The 17,386-nt window shown below is 70.8% G+C and carries 16 protein-coding genes and 1 rRNA gene; 8 read left to right on the forward strand and 9 right to left on the reverse strand.

What is annotated here, in order from left to right; translation table 11 throughout:
• Positions 1 to 20 precede the first annotated feature (20 nt).
• Positions 21 to 137 (forward strand): 5S ribosomal RNA (gene rrf, locus AC3YNX_RS06670).
• 99 nt (positions 138 to 236) lie between these two features.
• Here the strand turns inward: rrf and AC3YNX_RS06675 are convergent.
• On the reverse strand, positions 237 to 992 hold the full coding sequence (locus AC3YNX_RS06675) for an SDR family NAD(P)-dependent oxidoreductase (protein ID WP_489994994.1): 756 nt from the start codon (positions 990 to 992) through the stop codon (positions 237 to 239).
• Between the two features lie 40 nt (positions 993 to 1,032).
• Between AC3YNX_RS06675 and AC3YNX_RS06680 the strand changes: the two genes are divergently transcribed.
• Together AC3YNX_RS06680 and AC3YNX_RS06685 are read left to right on the forward strand one after the other, a co-directional pair.
• Positions 1,033 to 1,620 carry a TetR/AcrR family transcriptional regulator gene (locus AC3YNX_RS06680; RefSeq protein WP_164860550.1) on the forward strand — a complete coding sequence of 196 codons (588 nt, stop codon included), beginning with the start codon at positions 1,033 to 1,035 and terminating at the stop codon, positions 1,618 to 1,620.
• A gap of 85 nt (positions 1,621 to 1,705) precedes the next feature.
• A complete protein-coding gene (locus AC3YNX_RS06685; protein WP_489994995.1) occupies positions 1,706 to 2,617 on the forward strand; it encodes an SDR family oxidoreductase in 912 nt (303 codons plus the stop codon).
• Positions 2,618 to 2,626: 9 nt separating this feature from the next.
• Here AC3YNX_RS06685 and AC3YNX_RS06690 read toward each other — a convergent pair whose 3' ends face one another.
• Positions 2,627 to 3,106: a nitroreductase family deazaflavin-dependent oxidoreductase gene (locus AC3YNX_RS06690; RefSeq protein ID WP_489983493.1), complete on the reverse strand. Its 480-nt coding sequence runs from the start codon at positions 3,104 to 3,106 to the stop codon at positions 2,627 to 2,629.
• A gap of 5 nt (positions 3,107 to 3,111) precedes the next feature.
• Complete coding sequence (locus AC3YNX_RS06695) at positions 3,112 to 4,242, reverse strand: steroid 3-ketoacyl-CoA thiolase (protein ID WP_489983494.1); 1,131 nt, start codon at positions 4,240 to 4,242, stop codon at positions 3,112 to 3,114.
• Positions 4,243 to 4,426: 184 nt separating this feature from the next.
• Between AC3YNX_RS06695 and AC3YNX_RS06700 the strand changes: the two genes are divergently transcribed.
• The 4 genes from AC3YNX_RS06700 (at position 4,427) to AC3YNX_RS06715 (ending at position 10,788) form a co-directional block, all read left to right on the forward strand.
• Positions 4,427 to 5,680, forward strand: coding sequence for a cytochrome P450 (locus tag AC3YNX_RS06700; protein ID WP_241249628.1), 1,254 nt, complete (start codon positions 4,427 to 4,429; stop codon positions 5,678 to 5,680).
• Positions 5,681 to 6,006: 326 nt separating this feature from the next.
• Positions 6,007 to 6,762, forward strand: coding sequence for a hypothetical protein (locus tag AC3YNX_RS06705; protein ID WP_127781904.1), 756 nt, complete (start codon positions 6,007 to 6,009; stop codon positions 6,760 to 6,762).
• Positions 6,759 to 8,930, forward strand: coding sequence for an Rv1355c family protein (locus AC3YNX_RS06710; protein ID WP_489994996.1), 2,172 nt, complete (start codon positions 6,759 to 6,761; stop codon positions 8,928 to 8,930). The genes AC3YNX_RS06705 and AC3YNX_RS06710 overlap by 4 nt, the downstream gene beginning before the upstream one ends.
• Before the next feature lie 19 nt (positions 8,931 to 8,949).
• Complete coding sequence (locus AC3YNX_RS06715) at positions 8,950 to 10,788, forward strand: putative bifunctional diguanylate cyclase/phosphodiesterase (RefSeq protein WP_489994997.1); 1,839 nt, start codon at positions 8,950 to 8,952, stop codon at positions 10,786 to 10,788.
• A 42-nt stretch (positions 10,789 to 10,830) separates the two neighbouring features.
• Here AC3YNX_RS06715 and AC3YNX_RS06720 read toward each other — a convergent pair whose 3' ends face one another.
• Genes AC3YNX_RS06720 through AC3YNX_RS06740 form a run of 5 tightly spaced genes read right to left on the reverse strand, consistent with a single transcriptional unit; the run spans position 10,831 to position 15,385 of the window.
• On the reverse strand, positions 10,831 to 11,289 hold the full coding sequence (locus tag AC3YNX_RS06720; protein ID WP_489983496.1) for a nuclear transport factor 2 family protein: 459 nt from the start codon (positions 11,287 to 11,289) through the stop codon (positions 10,831 to 10,833).
• 4 nt (positions 11,290 to 11,293) lie between these two features.
• On the reverse strand, positions 11,294 to 12,163 hold the full coding sequence (locus AC3YNX_RS06725; RefSeq protein WP_127781908.1) for a TIGR03619 family F420-dependent LLM class oxidoreductase: 870 nt from the start codon (positions 12,161 to 12,163) through the stop codon (positions 11,294 to 11,296).
• Positions 12,160 to 13,347, reverse strand: a complete 1,188-nt coding sequence (locus tag AC3YNX_RS06730; protein WP_127781909.1) for a thiolase domain-containing protein — start codon at positions 13,345 to 13,347, stop codon at positions 12,160 to 12,162. Before AC3YNX_RS06730 ends, AC3YNX_RS06725 begins: the two co-directional genes overlap by 4 nt.
• Positions 13,344 to 14,405 (reverse strand): thiolase family protein, encoded by a 1,062-nt coding sequence (locus tag AC3YNX_RS06735; RefSeq protein WP_127781910.1) that lies wholly within the window; start codon positions 14,403 to 14,405, stop codon positions 13,344 to 13,346. Before AC3YNX_RS06735 ends, AC3YNX_RS06730 begins: the two co-directional genes overlap by 4 nt.
• 20 nt (positions 14,406 to 14,425) lie before the next feature.
• On the reverse strand, positions 14,426 to 15,385 hold the full coding sequence (locus AC3YNX_RS06740; protein ID WP_241249637.1) for a Zn-ribbon domain-containing OB-fold protein: 960 nt from the start codon (positions 15,383 to 15,385) through the stop codon (positions 14,426 to 14,428).
• 74 nt (positions 15,386 to 15,459) lie between these two features.
• Between AC3YNX_RS06740 and AC3YNX_RS06745 the strand changes: the two genes are divergently transcribed.
• Positions 15,460 to 16,536 (forward strand): LLM class F420-dependent oxidoreductase, encoded by a 1,077-nt coding sequence (locus AC3YNX_RS06745; protein WP_489994998.1) that lies wholly within the window; start codon positions 15,460 to 15,462, stop codon positions 16,534 to 16,536.
• Here the strand turns inward: AC3YNX_RS06745 and AC3YNX_RS06750 are convergent.
• Complete coding sequence (locus tag AC3YNX_RS06750) at positions 16,533 to 17,336, reverse strand: crotonase/enoyl-CoA hydratase family protein (RefSeq protein ID WP_127781912.1); 804 nt, start codon at positions 17,334 to 17,336, stop codon at positions 16,533 to 16,535. The genes AC3YNX_RS06745 and AC3YNX_RS06750 overlap by 4 nt on opposite strands.
• Positions 17,337 to 17,386 lie beyond the last annotated feature (50 nt).

The raw sequence follows: 17,386 nt of genomic DNA on the forward strand, positions 1-17,386 counted from the left end.
AGGTGGCTGTTTCACAGAGTTACGGCGGTCATAGCGGAGGGGAAACGCCCGGTCCCATCCCGAACCCGGAAGCTAAGTCCTCCAGCGCCGATGGTACTGCACCCGACAGGGTGTGGGAGAGTAGGACGCCGCCGAACATCATTTGCACCACCACGAAAGAGGATCCCCTTGCGGGGATCCTCTTTCGTGCGTTCACGACCATTTCAGCAGTGCGTTCCCGGCTGCGGGCTGAATGGTCAGACCGAGTAACCGCCGTCCACGTCGAGCTTTTGTCCGGTGATGAAACCGGCTCGCTCGCTGGCCAGGAAGCACACGGCCTCGGCGATGTCGCCTGCTGATCCGAACCGCCCGAGCGGAATGTTCGCGCGGGTGACCTCCAGCGCTCGCTCGTCCAGCTCGCCGGTGCCGATGAGGCGGGCGGCCATGCCGTCGGTGAGCATTCCCGGACCTACGGCGTTGAAGCGCACCCCGAACCGGCCCTCCTCGGCCGCATACCCGCGCACCAGCTGTTCCACGGCTCCCTTGGTTCCGGCGGAGAGCCCGTCTCGGACGGGGTAGCGGGCGGTGGCCGCGGTGGTCACCGCCACGACCGAGCCGCGGGTGCGACGCAGCTGGTCCAAGCACGCGCTCACGATGGTGAAGAAGGCCAGCGCCTCCTCGCGCAGGTGCTGCGCGTAGGTCTCCGGTGCCACGCGCGACAGGTGCACCATCGGCACGTGCGGCCCCGCGGCGTGCACCAGGACGGCCACCGGACCGAAGTCCGCCTCCGCCTGCCGGGCGAGCGCGGCGCACTCCTGGACGTCAGTGAGGTCGATGGGCCAGGCCCGAGCACGACCACCGCCGGCGGTGAGCTCGGCGACCAGGGCGTCCGCCGCCGTGTGGTTGGACCGGTAGGCCAGGGCGACGGGGTGCCCCTGGGCGGACAGGCGACGCGCCGTCTCGGCGCCGAGACCGCCGGTACCGCCGGTGACCAGCGCGCACGTGTTCTCCATGGCGGCACCCTAGCAAGTGCTTGGTTGGTATGCTGCCGGGGTGACCGAGACTTCTGGCCGGCGGGCCGAGCTGCTGCAGCTCGCGGCTGAGCTGTTCGCCAAGCAGGGCCTGCGCGCGACCACTGTGCGCGACATCGCCGACAGCGCAGGCATCCTCTCCGGCAGCCTCTACCACCACTTCCGCTCCAAGGAGGCGATGGTCGAGGAGATCCTCCGGGAGTTCCTGGACGAGCTCTTCGACAGCTACCGGTCCATCGTCGCAGCGGGCCTCGATCCCCGCCACACGCTCGAGGCGCTGGTGGCCACCTCGTTCGACGCGATCGACCGCAGGCACTCCGCGGTGGCGATCTACCAGGACGAGGCCAAGCACCTGGTGGCGCTTCCCCAGTTCCGCTTCATCGCTGATCGCAACACCGAGTTCCGGGACCTCTGGATCGGTGTGCTGCAGCGCGGCGTCGCCGACGGGAGCTTTCGGGCGGACCTGGACATCGACGTGGCCTACCGCTTCATCCGCGACACGGTGTGGGTGGCCGTGCGCTGGTACCGGCCGGGCCTGGCGATGAGCAGCGAGGTGGTGGCTCAGGAGTACCTGGGGATCGTCCTGCACGGCATCTCGGCTCCGGCCTGAGCGGTACTGACTCCCTAGCCAAGCGAGTGCTTGTTAGGTTCACTGTCCGGGAGCTGACTCCGGGACACATCGAGAAGGAGAACACGTGAGCACGTTGTTGGACGGACGCGTCGTCATCGTCACCGGAGCAGGCCGGGGCATCGGTCGCGAGCACGCGCTGGCTTTCGCCGCCGCGGGTGCCAAGGTTGTCGTCAACGACATCGGGGCCGGCCTGGACGGGTCGGCGACCGGTGAGTCGCCCGCCGAGCAGGTGGTGGCCGAGATCAAGGCCGCCGGTGGCGAAGCCGTGGTCAACGGCGACGACGTGGCCGACTGGGCCGGCGCGGAGAACCTCGTGCGCACCGCCATCGACACCTTCGGTGGCCTGGACGTGCTGGTGAACAACGCCGGCTTCCTCCGCGACAAGATGCTCGTGGGGATGAGCGAGCAGGACTGGGACTCGGTGATCCGGGTGCACCTCAAGGGCCACTTCGCCACCCTGCGTCACGCGGCCGCCTACTGGCGCGCGGAGTCCAAGGCCGGGCGTCCCCGCCAGGCCCGCGTCATCAACACCTCCTCCGGCGCAGGCCTGCTGGGCTCGATCGGCCAGGGCAACTACGCCGCCGCCAAGGCCGGCATCGCCCTGCTGACCATCCAGGCGGCCTCGGAGATGGCCTCGTACGGCGTGACGGTCAACGCCATCGCCCCCTCTGCCCGCACCCGGATGACCGAGGCGGTCTTCGCCGACACCATGGCCAAGCCGGAGGGCGACGCCTTCGACGCGATGGACCCGGCGAACATCTCCCCGCTGGTGGTCTGGCTGGGCTCCGAGGAGTCCGGCGACGTCACCGGGCGGGTCTTCGAGGTCGAGGGTGGCATGGTCGCGGTCGCCGACGGCTGGCAGCGCAGCGCGCAGCGTGACAAGGGTGCACGCTGGGACCCGGCCGAGCTGGGCCCGGTGGTGCGGGAGATCCTCGGCGAGGCGCCGAAGCCGTCGCCGGTCTACGGCGCCCGCTAGCCCGAGCCGTCAGGCCGGCTCGCAGATCACCACCGGAATCTCGCGCTCGGTCCAGGACTGGTAGCTGTCGAAGTCGGCGTACATCGCCACCAGCTTGGGCCACAGCTCGGCGCGCTCGTCGGGAGCGGCGACCCGTGCCCGCATCGTGCGCACGTCCGAGCGGATCTGCACGGTGACCTCCGGGGTGGCCAGCATGTTCAGGAACCACATCGGGTTCTTGGGCAGGCCACCCTGGGAGGCCACCAGCACGATGCGGTCACCGTCGGGCAGGAACAGCAGCGGGGAGACGCGGGGCTGGCCGGTCTTGCGGCCGGTGGTGGTGACCAGGCAGACCGGGATGCCCCGTGGGAAGGCGCTGCCCACGCGCCACTTGCTGCCCACCCGGCCCCCGGTCAGCTGGTAGAGCCGGACGTTGACCGCGGACATCGCCTTGATGACCTTGACGGTCCACGGGGAGTCCAGCCCGCGGGGCCTGGTCGGAGTGCTCATCTCGCTCAGAGCCGCTCGATGATGGTGCCCGTGGACAGGGCTCCGCCGGCACACATGGTGATCAGCGCGGTGGAGGCGTCCCGACGCTCCAGCTCGTGCAGCGCGGTGGTGATCAGCCGCGCGCCGGTGGATCCCACCGGGTGGCCCAGGGCCAGTGCGCCGCCGTTGACGTTCACCTTGTCCATGTCGGCCTTGTGCACCTGGGCCCAGGACAGCAGGACGGACGCGAAGGCCTCGTTCACCTCGAAGAGGTCGATGTCGCCCATCTTCATGCCGCTGCGCTCGAGCACCCGCTCGGTGGCCTGCACCGGTCCGTCCAGGTGGTAGAACGGCTCGGCGCCCACCAGCGCCTGGGTGACGATGCGAGCACGGGGCCGCAGGCCCAGCGCCTCGGCGCGGTCGGAGTCCATCAGCAGCACGGCGGCGGCGCCGTCGGAGATCTGCGAGGAGGTGCCGGCGGTGTGGATGCCGTCGGGCATCACGGGGTTGAGCTTGGCCAGGCCCTCCCTGGTGGTCTCCCGCAGTCCCTGGTCGCGGCTCACCAACCCGTCCGCGGTCTGCACCGGCACGACCTCGCGGTCGAACCGGCCCTCGTCCCAGGCCTGGCGGGCGCGCTGCTGCGAGGACACCCCGAGCGCCTCGACGTCGTCCCGGGTGAGGCCGCGACGCTCGGCGATCCGCTCGGCGGCCAGGAACTGCCCCGGCATGTCGATGTCCCAGGAGTCCGGGCGCGGGGTCCCGACGTCCACGCTCAGGTGTGAGCCCAAGGGCACGCGGCTCATCGCCTCGATGCCGCAGGAGATGCCGACGTCGATGGCGCCGGTGGCGATGAGTCCCGCCACGAGGTGGGTGGCCTGCTGGGCCGAGCCGCACTGGCAGTCGACGGTGGTGGTGCCGGTCTGCCAGGGCAGGCCCGCGTTGAGCCAGGCGGTGCGAGTGACGTTGTTGGACTGCTCGCCGGCCTGCGTCACGCAACCGCCGATCACCTGCTCCACCACCTCCGGGCTGATCCCGGACCGGTCGATGACCGCCTGCTGCGCCTTGCCGAGCAGCTCCGCGGCGTGCAGGCCGGACAACCAGCCTCCGCGCTTGCCGATCGGGGTCCGCGCTGCCTCGACGATGACTGGACTACCCACTGGGGGGCTCCTCTCCTGGCCTGCCGCCAACCTAGAACAGGTTCACCGGGCGGGCAACAGGCGCCACGCTCTCCCCTAGCCGGGCGGCGCTTCTCGTGCTTGAATGGGCTAGAACGTGTTACGGGCCACACTGGCCGTAATGCAGCGCAACGGAGAGCCAAGCCCCCCACGTCAGGAGTGCAGCGTGACCACAAGCCAGGACGAGACTCGGACACGACCCGGCTTCCCGCCGGGTTTCGACTTCACTGACCCGGACTTGTATCTCGACCGCATCCCGATGGAGAAGTTCGCCGAGGCGCGCAAGACCGCTCCAGTCTTCTGGATGGACCAGCAGGAGGGGACCGGTGGCGGGTTCCACGACGGTGGCTACTGGGTGGTGTCCACCCACGCCGACATCAAGGAGGTGTCCCGCCGCAGCGACGTGTTCTCCTCGGAGGAGAACACCGCCATCACCCGCTTCCGCGACGACATCGAGCGCGAGCAGATCGAGCTGCAGCGGGTGATCCTGCTGAACAAGGACGCTCCGGAGCACACCAAGCTGCGTCGCCTGGTCTCCCGTGGCTTCACCCCCCGGGCCATCAACAGCCTGCAGGAGGCCCTGAACGCACGGGCCAAGCGGATCGTCGAGGAGGCCGCGGCCACCGGCCAGGGCGACTTCGTCACCCAGGTGGCGTGCGAGCTGCCGCTGCAGGCCATCGCGGAGATGCTGGGCGTGCCGCAGGAGGACCGCATGAAGGTCTTCGACTGGTCCAACCAGATGACGGCCTACGACGACCCGGAGATGGAGACGGACGAGATCCAGGCATCCATGGGTCTGCTCGGCTACGCCTACGAGCTGGCGGAGCAGCGCAAGGGTTGTCCGATGGACGACATCGTCACCAAGCTCGTCGAGGCGGACATCGACGGCGAGGTGCTGTCCTCGGAGGAGTTCGGCTTCTTCGTGATCCTGCTGGCGGTGGCCGGCAACGAGACCACCCGCAACGCCATCACCCACGGGATGATCGCGTTCATGGAGCACCCCGAGCAGTGGGAGCTGTTCAAGAAGGAGCGCCCGGAGACTGCGGCCGACGAGATCATCCGGTGGGCCACGCCGATCATCAACTTCCAGCGCACTGCGCTGGAGGACACCGTCCTCGGCGGCCAGCAGATCAAGAAGGGCGACCGAGTGGTGATGTTCTACAGCTCGGGCAACTTCGACGAGACGGTCTTCGACGACCCGATGAAGTTCGACATCACCCGGGAGAACAACCCCCACCTCGCTTTCGGCGGCACCGGTGCGCACTACTGCCTCGGCGCCAACCTTGCGCGGCTCGAGGTCAACCTGATGTTCAACGCCATTGCCGACCACATGCCCAACATCACCAAGGTGGCCGAGCCGCGCCGGCTGCGCTCGGGCTGGCTGAACGGCATCAAGGAGCTTCAGGTCAAGTACGCCTGATCGACGGGCGGGCCGGGACGACCGGTTCCGCTCTAGGGTTCCACGAGGGCACTGCGCTGGTCACAGCGTGGTGCCCTCCGGGCGTTGCGGGAGCGGTCGGCAGCGCCGCCGTACGGGAATTGCCCACAACGGAGCGCGGTGCAGAATTGGCCAGGGAAATCGTCGGTGTTCTTGTGCCAGTTGTGTTTCACTGAGCCGGCAAGCCATTGAGAGATTGGTGGTGCTCCCGCAGCGGTGACGTTCGCATGGCAGACGGGAAGGCAGTTTGTTCCTCTCAGCAGTGGGCGCACACGGCGTCAGCTGCACACGGTCGGGGATGGGGAAACATGGGTCGGCTGATGAACGGGCACGAGCGGCAGCCGGCGCTCGTCGGGGGGCAGAGCTATGTGGACGCGGCAACGGGCTGCCGGTTCACCGCCCTCACTCCGGACGGGGCGCCGGACACCTGGCAGGAGTACCTGGCGGGGGCCGTCGACAACTACCGGAAGTTCGGCGTGCAGAGCGCCATCGACCTGGACAGCGTCCGGGACGGCCGGAGCACCTCGATGTTCTTCGCCATCACCTCCCCGGCGGGTGAGCTTGCCGGCGGCGTGCGCGTGCAGGGCCCCTACACCAGCCCCGCGCAGTCCCACGCCCTCACCGAGTGGGCCGGCCAGCCCGGCTACCAGCAGATCCACGAGATGGTGGCCAGCCGACTGCCGGAGGGGGTGATCGAGCTGAAGACCGCCTGGGTGTCCGATCGGGTCGCCTCCCGCAGCGCCCTCACCGCGGCGCTGTCGCGCACGGTCATCCACGCTCTGGGCTTGCTGGACGTGCGCCACGCCCACGCGACCGCGGCCGGCTACGTGCTGGACCGGTGGTCGACCTGCGGGGGCGTGATCGCCGACGACGTGCCGGCGGTGCCCTACCCCGACGACCGCTACGAGACGAAGCTGATGTGGTTCGACCGTCTCACCTACGGCGAGCTGGCCAAGCAGGACCAAGTGGTCCACATCCTGCGGGAGAGTGCCGCGCTGGCCGAGCAGGGGGGCGTCGGCCGCCGCTACGCCGCGGCGCACGGGCGCGGGGCCACCCAGCTGTGACCGAGGACCAGGAGTGGCGCGCGCAGGTTCTGGACGAGCGGACTGCCGAGGATGGAGCCACCCTCGAGCGGCTGCGCTCGACGGGCACCCGGGTGCTCGACCTGCGCGCGGAGCAGCACGCGGACCTGGCCCGGGTGCAGAGCCTGGTCGGTGCGGAGCCGCTGACCGAGCCCGACCGCTGGGTGCACTACCCGTGGCGCAACACCCTCGTCGGGGTGGTCGGCCCCCGGTCGTTCGACCTGCTGCGCCTGGACCGCAACCGCAACAAGATCACCCGGTCGCAGCAGCTGGCGCTGCGCAGCCGCACCGTGGGCGTGGTGGGGCTCAGCGTCGGGCACGCGGTGGCGCACGCGCTCGCCCTGGAGGGCCTGTGCGGGCAGCTGCGGCTGGCCGACTTCGACACCCTCGCGCTGTCCAACCTCAACCGCATCCCGGCCACGCTGCTCGACCTGGGCCTGAACAAGGCGGTGCTGGCCGCGCGTCGCATCGCTGAGCTGGACCCCTACCTCCCGGTGACCGTGTGCACCGAGGGGCTCACCGCCGACAACGCCGAGGAGTTCTTCGACGGGCTCGACCTGGTGGTGGAGGAGTGCGACTCCCTGGACGTGAAGGTGCTGGTGCGCGAGCTGGCCCGCGCGCGTGGCGTCCCGGTGGTGATGGAGACCAGCGACCGCGGCCTGCTGGACGTGGAGCGCTTCGACGTGGACCCGTCCCGCCCGCTCTTCCACGGCCGGCTCGGTGGGCTCACCTCCGCGGAGCTGGCCGGACTGAGCCAGCAGGAGAAGATCCCCTACGTGCTCCGCGTGGTCGACGCCACCCAGGTGTCGGCGAAGATGGGCGCCTCGCTGGTGGAGACCGGCAGCACCCTGTCCACCTGGCCGCAGCTGGGGGAGGACGTGCTGCTGGGTGCGGCCACGGTGGCCGCCGTGGTGCGGCGGATCGGCACGGGCGAGCCCATGCCGTCCGGGCGGGTGCGCATCGACATCGATGGTCAGGTCGCCCATCTCACCGACCCGCTGGAGCTGGACCGGCAGGATCCCGCGCCCGCCGACGGCCAGGACCCGGGCGCCGAGAACCCGGCCGGGCTTGGCACCGACCCGGCGCTGGCGGTGGTGCAGGCGGTGCGCTGGGCGCCGTCGGGCGGCAACATCCAGCCGTGGTCGGTCTCCGCCGACGCCACGGGGGCCCGGCTGCACCTGGTGCGCGAGCGCACCACCGCCATGGACGTCGCCCACCGGGCAGGGCACGTGGCGCTGGGTGCTGCGCTGTACAACGCCAGGGTCGCGGCGGCCTCGCTCGGCGTGCTCGGGCCCGTGCAGCTCTTCCCCGAGGGGCCGAGCAGCGACGTGGTGGCGGAGCTGTCGTTCGGCACCGGAACCGACGAGCAGCTGCGCGGGCGCGCTGGGCTGGTGCTGCAGCGGGTGACCAACCGGGCCACCGGGGACGGCGCGCCGCTGGAGCCCGAGGTGGCCGAGTCGCTCACGCAGGCCGCCGCCGACCAGGGCGGGCGGCTGCGCCTGGTCACCGACCGGACGGACCTGGCGGAGGCAGCCGAGCTGCTCGCCGCGGCCGACCGCATCCGCTACCTCACCCCGCGCCTGCACGCGGAGATGGTCGGTGAGCTGCGCTGGCCCGGCCGTGACTCGGTGGCGTCCGGGCTGGACGTGCGCACCCTGGGGCTGGCCGCGCCAGACCTGGCCACCCTGGACGTGGTCCGGCGGGCCGACGTCATGGCCGAGCTCGCCGCCTGGAACGCGGGGCGACCGCTGGGCCGCGACACCCGTGCCCGCGTGCTGTCCAGCTCGGCGCTGGCGGTGGTCACCGTGGCGGGCACCGATGCCGCGAGCTACGTGCGGGGTGGGGAGGCCGTGCAGTCGGTGTGGCTGCGCGCCCACGAGCTGGGGCTGGCGGTGCACCCGACCTCACCGGTGTTCCTGTACGCCGTGGACAGTGCCGAGCTCCGTGAGCTCTCCGAGCCGTTCCTCGCCGAGCTGGAGCAGCTGCAGAAGGCCTTCCACAGCCTGGTGGAGCTGCCGCCCAACCACGGTGTCGCGCTGGTCCTTCGACTCAGCAGCGCTGCTGCAGTTACTGTTCGCAGTCAACGACTGTCGGTGGCTCAGCTGGGCCACCAGGACGGTGCAGCGGCTCCGGGCAGCCCCGGTGACTGACACGACGGAGCGGAGACCGATGCACCAGCGGCGGACCTTGGAGGAGCTGGTCACGGGTGTCGCCGCCCGCCTCATGGCAGTGGACTCCCGCACCGTCGTCGAGGCCTGCACCGCCGTGCTGCGCGACCTGGTCGAGTACCTCGACGTGGACGTCTGCTTCCTGCGCCGCAACGACGAGGAGCTGGACGCCACCGTCCTCGTCGCGGAGTGGCCACCACGGACCAACGTGCCCACCCCGGACCCGCTCGCCGTGGTGTTCTTCCGCGACGCCGACCCCATCTTCGCCGCGGCCAAGCACGCCACCGAGGTGAAGATCGTGCGGCCGCACGCCGACGACTACCAGCGCCGCGTCAAGGACGGGTCCGGTGTGGACCAGACGTCCATGGCGGCCGTGCCGCTGCTGTCCGGATCGGTCACCACCGGCGTGCTCGGCTTCGTCAAGCACGGGGACCGCGAGTGGCTGGTCTCGGAGATCAACGCGCTCAAGGCCATCGCCGCCTTTCTCGCCCAGCTGCAGGCGCGCATCGCCGCCGAGGACCGGTTGCGCTACCTCGCCGAGCACGACGCCCTCACCGGGCTGGCCAACCGCCGCAGCCTGCTCAGCGAGCTGGAGCACCGGCTGGAGCCGGGACGACCTGGCCCGGTGGCCGTGCTGTTCCTGGACGTCGACCGGCTCAAGGTGGTCAACGACGCGCTGGGCCACGCCGCCGGCGACGCCTACCTGCGGGCGATCGGTGGCCGGCTGGAGGCGGCGTTCGCCGCTGACCTGGTGGTCCGGATGGGCGGCGACGAGTTCATCATCGTGGTGCAGGCGCCGACCACGATGGACGGTGCGCACCAGCTGGCCAAGCAGGCGCAGGTGGTGGCCGCGGAGCCCGTCCAGCTGCAGACCGAGGAGGTCAGCCGCAGCGTCAGCATCGGCATCGCCCTCGGGGTGCCCGGGCGCAGCTCGGTGGCGGAGCTGGTCGGGTTCGCCGACCAGTCGGCGCTGGCGGCCAAGGCGCAGGGCGGCAACGCCGTCGTCGGCTTCACCGACGAGATGCGCACCCGCGCCCAGGAGCGCAACGACATCGAGATGCACCTGCGCTCGGCCATCCACGGCGACGAGCTGGTGCTGTACTACCAGCCTGAGGTGGACCTGGCGTCGGGGCAGATCATCGGGGTGGAGGCGCTGGTGCGCTGGCAGCACCCGATCCGGGGCCTGCTGCTGCCGGACTCCTTCATCGGCATCGCCGAGTCCACCAACCTCGCCGGTGAGCTGGGCCGCTGGGTGCTGTGGGAGGCGTGCCGGCAGATGCACGACTGGCAGGAGTCCCTGCCCGAGCTGTCGCTGAAGCTGCGGGTGAACATCTCGCCCGCCCAGCTCATCTCTACCGACTTCGTGGAGACCGTGGCGCGGGTGCTGGAGGAGTACGAGCTCAGCGGGGTGGACCTGTGCCTGGAGATCACCGAGCACGCGGTGATCCATGACCTCGACCGCGTGCTGGTGACGTTGCGGGGACTCAACGAGCTGGGCGTGCACGTGGCCATCGACGACTTCGGCACGGGGCGCAGCTCGCTCGGTCAGCTCAAGCAGCTGCCGGTGGACACCCTCAAGATCGACCGCGGCTTCGTGCACAACCTCGGCAACAGCAGCGACGACCTGGCCATCGTCAAGTCCATCATCAGCCTCGCCGACTCCTTCGGCCTGGACGTGGTGGCCGAGGGGGTGGAGACCGTGCAGGCAGCCGAGATGCTGCTGGAGCTGGGCTGCGGCAACGCCCAGGGCTACCTGTTCAGCAAGCCGGTGCCGCCGGCGGAGGTGCTGGAGATCCTGCAGCGCGGCGGCAAGGTGGCCGACTACCCGGCCGACCGCTGAACCCCGTACACGCGTACGGGGTCGAGCACGAGGCCGGGCCGGTCAGGACGGGCGGCGCAGCGTGGCCATCGCCCGATCGGTCTCCCAGAACGCCCGCAGGGAGACGATGAGGCCCTCGGCGTTCACCCGGTAGATGAACACGCCCTCGGCGTCGACCTGCACGTTCTCGTCCACCGTGGTGGTGATGACGCCGACGTTGGCCACCTCGTCGCCGCAGGCGAAGGAGTCGGCGATGGTGAAGGCCACCTTCTGCGCGGTGCCCACCGAGGCGTCCCAGAAGTCGGCGATGGCCTGCTTGCCCCGCTGGCCGCTGCCGTCGGGGGAGAAGTGCGAGGGCCCCACAGGGTCCTCGATCACCGCGTCCTCGGCGAACAGGGCCACCCACTCGTCCTTGGCGCGGCGCCCGACGGCGTCCATCGACCGCCGGGACGCCACCCGCGCAGGATGCTCCTCGGGCTGGTGCCCGACGGTGTGGGAGGCAGCGGCGTCCGGAGCGGTCATGGCGTCACACCTTCTCGATGACGGTCTCGGCGAACTTGCGGATGGAGTCCTTCTTGGCCTCGAGCTCGCCGTCGAAGGGGATGCCGTCGAAGGACCACGGCACCACGATGGCGTCGGTGACACCGATGGCCGCCTGCTCCTGGTAGCCCTCCAGGCCGAAGCGGTCGATGCACACCGCCTGGATCTCGAAGGGCTCGTCGGCGCGGTCGTACTCTGCGCGCAGCTCACCGAGGCGGCCGATGACCCGCTCCAGCTCGGCGATCTTCATCATCGCCGAGGTCCAGCCGTCACTGAGCCGGGCAGCCCGGCGCAGCGCGGCGTCGACGTGGCCGCCGACGTAGATGGGCACCGGCTCGGTGGGAGCGGGGCTGATCTGCAGCCGGTCGAAGTCGAAGAACTCCCCGTGGTACTCCACCATGCCGCCGCCCAGGGCGAGCTTGATGACCTCGATGGACTCGTTCGCCCGGGCGCCCTTGCGCTCGAAGGGGACGCCGCACCACTCGAACTCCTCCGGCGACCAGCCCAGGCCGACGCCGAGACCGAACCGGTTCCCGGTCATGTTGGCGACCGAGCCGATCTGGCGGGCCAGCAGCAGCGGGTTGCGCGAGCCCAGCTTGAGCACCGCGGTGTAGAAGCGGAGGGTGCTGGTGACCGCACCCATGGAGGCAGCGGCGACGAACGGGTCGACCCAGGGTGTCTCCTCGGTCCACATCCGGCCACCGTCGGGGGTGTACGGGTACTTGGCCGCCACCTTCTCCGCGTAGAAGAGGGAGTCGGGCAGGGAGACGGAGGTGAACCCGCACTCCTCCGCGGTCCTGGCCAGCTCGGGAAGCTGGTCGAGGGGACTCATGGCAATGGCCAGGGTGAACTTCACCGTGCAGCTCGCTTTCGATCGTCGGGAGTCTTGTCCTGCCCGAGCACCCACATGGCGTAGAACTGGGAGCCGCCACCGTAGGCGTGACCGAGCGCGGTGCGCACCCCGTCCACCTGGTGATCGTCGGCGGTGCCCATCACCTGACGGGCCGCCTCGGCGAACCGCAGCATGCCGGAGGCGCCGATCGGGTTCGACGACAGCACACCACCGCTGGCGTTGACCGGCAAGCGCCCGTCCTGCTCAGTCTCACCGGCCTCGGTGAGCTTCCACCCCGCGCCCTCCTCGGCGAACCCGAGGTTCTCCAGCCACATCGGCTCGAACCAGGAGAACGGCACGTAGATCTCCGCGGCGTCGATCTCGCGCAGCGGGTCGGTGATGCCGGCCTGCTTCCACAGCGCGGCTGCGGCGTCCCGGCCGGCCTTCGGGTTCACCTGGTCGCGACCGGCGAAGGTGGTGGGCTCCGAGCGCATCGCCGTGGCGTGGATCCAGGCCACCTGCTTGCCGGTGGCCGCCGCCGCAGACTCGTCGCCGATCACCATGGCGCAGGCACCGTCGGAGGACGGGCACGTCTCGTCGTAGCGGATGGGGTCCCACAGCATCTTCGACGCCTGCACCGACTCCACCGTGATGTCGGGCTGGTGCAGGTGCGCGTAGGGGTTGGTGGCGCCGTTGCGCCGGTCCTTGGCCGCCACCATGGCGCCGATGTGCAGCGGCGCGCCCGAGCGGCGGATGTAGGAGCGGACGTGCGGGGCGAAGTACCCGCCCGCGCCCGCACCGACCGGCATGGAGAAGGGCACGGCGATGGACAGCGCCCACATGGCGTTGGACTCCGACTGCTTCTCCCACGCCACCGCCAGCACCCGCTTGTGCAGCCCGGCCTGCACCAGGCTGGCCGCGACGTTGGCGGTGGAGCCACCGACGGAGCCGGCGGTGTGCACCCGCAGCAGCGGCTTGCCCCGCGCGCCCAGGGCGTCAGCCAGGTACAGCTCGGGCATCATCACGCCCTCGAACAGGTCGGGCGCCTTGCCGATGACCACGGCGTCGATGTCGTCCCAACCCACGCCGGCGTCGATCATCGCGCGGTCGATGGCCTCGCGGCACAGCCCGGCCATGGACACGTCCAGGCGCTTGGCGGTGTGGTTGGTCTGTCCGACGCCGAGCACGGCGGCTGGCTGCTTGCTCATGAGTCCCGGCCCTCCATCACGCAGATCAGGTTCTGTTGCAGCAGCGGCCCGCTGGTGGCGTGGCCGAGCACCTTCTGGTCCTGCCCGCGCATCACCCGCGACGCGGCCTCGCCGATGCGGCTGAGCCCGGCGGAGAACATCGGGTTGCCCGCCAGCACCCCCCCGGAGGGGTTGACGGTGGTCTGGCCGTTGAGGCCGATGGCCTCGCGCAGCAGGATCTGCTGATGGCTGAACGGGGCGTGCAGCTCAGCTGCGGTGACGCCGTCCACCCCGCCGGCGGCGCGGGCGGAGGCGGTGGTGGAGGCCGACGCCAGCAGGTCGCGAGTGCCGATGGCCGGGGAGTCCACCCGGTGCTCGATGCCGGTGATCCACGCCGGGTTCTCGCACAGCTCCCTGGCCCGCTCGGCCGAGGCCAGGATGACGGCTGAGGCCCCGTCGGTGATCGGGGCGCAGTCGTGCATGCGCAGCGGGTCAGCCAGGTAGGGCGCCGCGAGCAGCTCGTCCACGTCGACGTGGCCGGACAGCTGCGCGTGCGGGTTGTTCATCGCGTCGCTGCGGCTGCGGGCGGCCACCTCGGCCATCTCCCGCTCGCTCCAGCGACCGCTCTCGATGCCCAGCCGGGCCTGCAGGCCGGCCAGCGCCACGGAGTCCGGCCACAGCGGCGCGGCCACGTACGGGTCTAGCTGCATGGCCAGCACCCGGCGCAGGTCGCCCGCGGAGGACTTGCCGAAGCCGTACACCAGGGCGGTGTCGGCCTCGCCGAGCTTGATCTTCACCCAGGCCTCGTACAAGGCCCAGGCGGCGTCCATCTCCACGTGCGACTCGGTGATGGGCGGAAAGGCCCCGATCGCGTCGATGGCGGAGATGAACGAGAAGGCGCGGCCGGCCAGGTAGTCCGACGACCCCGAGCACCAGAAGCTGATGTCTCGGTTGGTCAGCCCGGTGGCTGCGTAGAGCTCTTGGAAGATGGGCACCAACATCTCGACACCATTGGTGGTGCCATGGGTGCGGCGCACGTTCGGCGCCTGGGCAAAGCCGACAACGGCAACGTCTCCCACTGGTCGGCCTCCTCTCGGGTCTACAGGTGGTGGGAGTAGGTCTCGTACGCAGCGTCGGGCTCGCCGCTCGGCTCGAAGTGACGGATGTTCTCCAGCGTGTAGCCCCACTCCTCGGCGGGCTTCCACACGGCTCGCACCCGCATGCCCATCCGGACCTCCTCGGCGTCGCAGCCGAGGATGAGGTGCAGGAAGGCGATGTCGGCGCCGTCGAGCAGGACGTACGCGGCGACGTAGGGCGGCTTGATCCGCTGCCCGGCGAACGGCACGTTCACGATGCAGAAGGTGGTGACCGTCCCGGTGTCGGGCAGCTGCACCTCCTCCTCGGTGGGCACGCCGTCGGTGGGGCAGGCGCCACGGGGCGGGATGTAGACCTTCTCGCAGACCGGGCAGCGCTGGCCGAGCAGCTTGCCCTCGGCCAGGCCACGCAGGTAGGCGCTCTCCTCCGGGGAGGCGGAGTGGGTGAGGCTGAGCGAGAACGGTGTGGTCAGCATGGTGACCTGCGCACCGTCCGCGCTCGCCGCGGGAGCGCCGGCTGCCGGAGCGTCACCTGCGGGCTCGAAGCAGACGATGTCCTGGATGCGCCCCAGCGGCTGGGCCGCCCACCGGGCCCGCACCCGCATGCCGGTGCTCACCCGTCCGGGGTCGCCGCCCACGTCCACGGCGTGCAGCAGGGCGGTGTCCGCCCCGTCCAGCTGCACCAGCGCCCAGGCGAAGGGCGTGCTCAGCGGCTGCCCCTCCAGCGGCTGCGGGGCCCACGACCAGCTCAGCACCGTGCCGGTGTCGGCCACGTCCACGAAGTCGGTGAGCGCAGCGGCAGTGATCGGGTCGTACTCCACGGGGGGTACGTGCACCGTGCCGTCCGAGCCGCGGACCCCGATGACGTGGCGCGACCGCAGCGCCGTCATGAACGGGCCGAGAGTGGCGCCGAGGGATCGGGTGTAGTCGAACGCGATGTCCAGTGGTGCGCTCAGGTTCTCCACAACCGGAGTAGAACACGTTACAACTTTGTTTCACAAGACCTTACGATGCAGCAACTGCGACGGAGGGTGTGGACATGCAGCTGGGACTACAGCTCGGGTACTGGGGCGCACAGCCGCCGGAGAACACCGGCGAGCTGGTGCTCGCGGCCGAGGACGCCGGCTTCACCTCGGTGTTCGCGGCCGAGTCGTGGGGCTCCGACGCGTTCACCCCGCTCGCCTGGTGGGGCTCGCAGACCTCACGGGTGCGGCTGGGCACCTCGGTGGCGCAGCTGTCCGCCCGCAGCCCCGCCGGCTGCGCGATGCACGCCCTCACCATGGACCACCTCACCGGCGGGCGCTTCATCCTGGGCCTCGGCGTCTCCGGCCCCCAGGTGGTGGAGGGCTGGTACGGCCAACCCTTCGCCAAGCCGCTGGCGCGCACCCGCGAGTACGTGTCCATCGTGCGGCAGGTGCTGCAGCGGCAGGCTCCCGTGGTCAACGACGCACCGCACTACCCGCTGCCCTACCGCGGGCCCGGCTCGACGGGGCTGGGCAAGTCGCTCAAGCCCATCACCCACCCGCTGCGCGCGGACCTGCCCATCTGGCTGGGCGCCGAAGGGCCGCGCAACGTGGCGATGACGGCGGAGATCGCCGACGGGTGGCTGGCCGTCTTCTACTCGCTGTCGCTGGCGGGCATGTACGACGAGTGGCTGGACGAGGGCTTCGCCCGGGCCGGCGCGCGACGCAGCCGGGTGGACTTCGAGATCGCGGCCACCTGCACCGTGGTGGTGACCGACGACGCCGCTGCCGAGCTCGCCCGCCTCAAGCCGACGATGGCGCTGTACGTGGGCGGCATGGGCGCGCCGGAGATGAACTTCCACGCCGAGCTGTTCCGTCGGATGGGCTACGGGGAGGTGGTCGACGACGTCACCCGGCTGTTCCTCTCCGGGCGCAAGGAGGAGGCGGTGGCGGCGGTTCCGGACGAGCTGGTGGCCGAGACCGCGATCATCGGCGACGCCGAGCACGTCCGCGCCCAGGTGCGGCAGTGGGAGCAGGCGGGAGTCACCAGCCTGGTGGTCGGATGCCGCGACACCGCCAGCATCCAGGTGCTGGGCGAGACGCTGGTCAACCCGGACCCTGCCGAGGCGGGGCCCGGGCCGGCGCCGGCCTAGCGGCCCTTGAACTGCGGCGTGCGCTTCTCCGCGAACGCCCGGGGGCCTTCCTTGGCGTCCTCGCTCTGGAACACCGACAGGCCCAGCTTGGCGTCGATCTTGAAGGCGTCGTTCTCGTGCAGGCCCTCGGTCTCCCGGATGGTGCGCAGGATGGCCTGCACGGCGAGCGGGCCGTTGGCCGCGATCATGTCGGCCAGCTCGTGGGCCTTGGCCAGCGCCTGCCCGTCCGGCACGACGTGGCCGATCAGGCCGATCTCCTTGGCCTCGGGCGCACGCACGTGGCGTCCGGTCAGCAGCAGGTCGGCGGCGACGGTGTAGGGGATCTGGCGGGGCAGGCGCACCGCGGAGCCGCCCAGCGGGAACAGGCCCCAGCGGGGCTCGGAGACGCCGAAGCGCGCGCTCTCGCCGGCCACGCGGATGTCGGTGGCCTGCAGGATCTCGGTGCCGCCGGCGATGGCGGGCCCCTCCACCGCGGCGATGAGCGGCTTGGTGAGCCGGCGCCCCTTGAGCAGCGGCTCGATGACCGAGAAGTCCGCGCCGCCGTTGTCACCGGGGTGTGCGCTGCTCATGGCCTTGAGGTCGGCGCCGGCGCAGAACGCCCCGCCCGCCCCGGTGAGGATGCAAGCGCGGATCGCGGGGTCCTCGTCCACCCGGTCCCAGGCCTCGCGCATGATCTGCATCATCGGGCCGGACAGCGCGTTCTTGGCCTGGGGCCGGTTCATCGTGACGACGAGGGTGGACCCCTGCAGCTCGACGAGGCAGTGCGGCGCCTCTGCGGTGGTCGCTTCGGTCGAAGTCACGATGGGCCTCCTGGCGGTGGGAACGCGGTCTGCTATTGCGCCGAACAGTA

This window comes from Rhodococcus sp. Z13_19A (genome assembly GCF_058133575.1).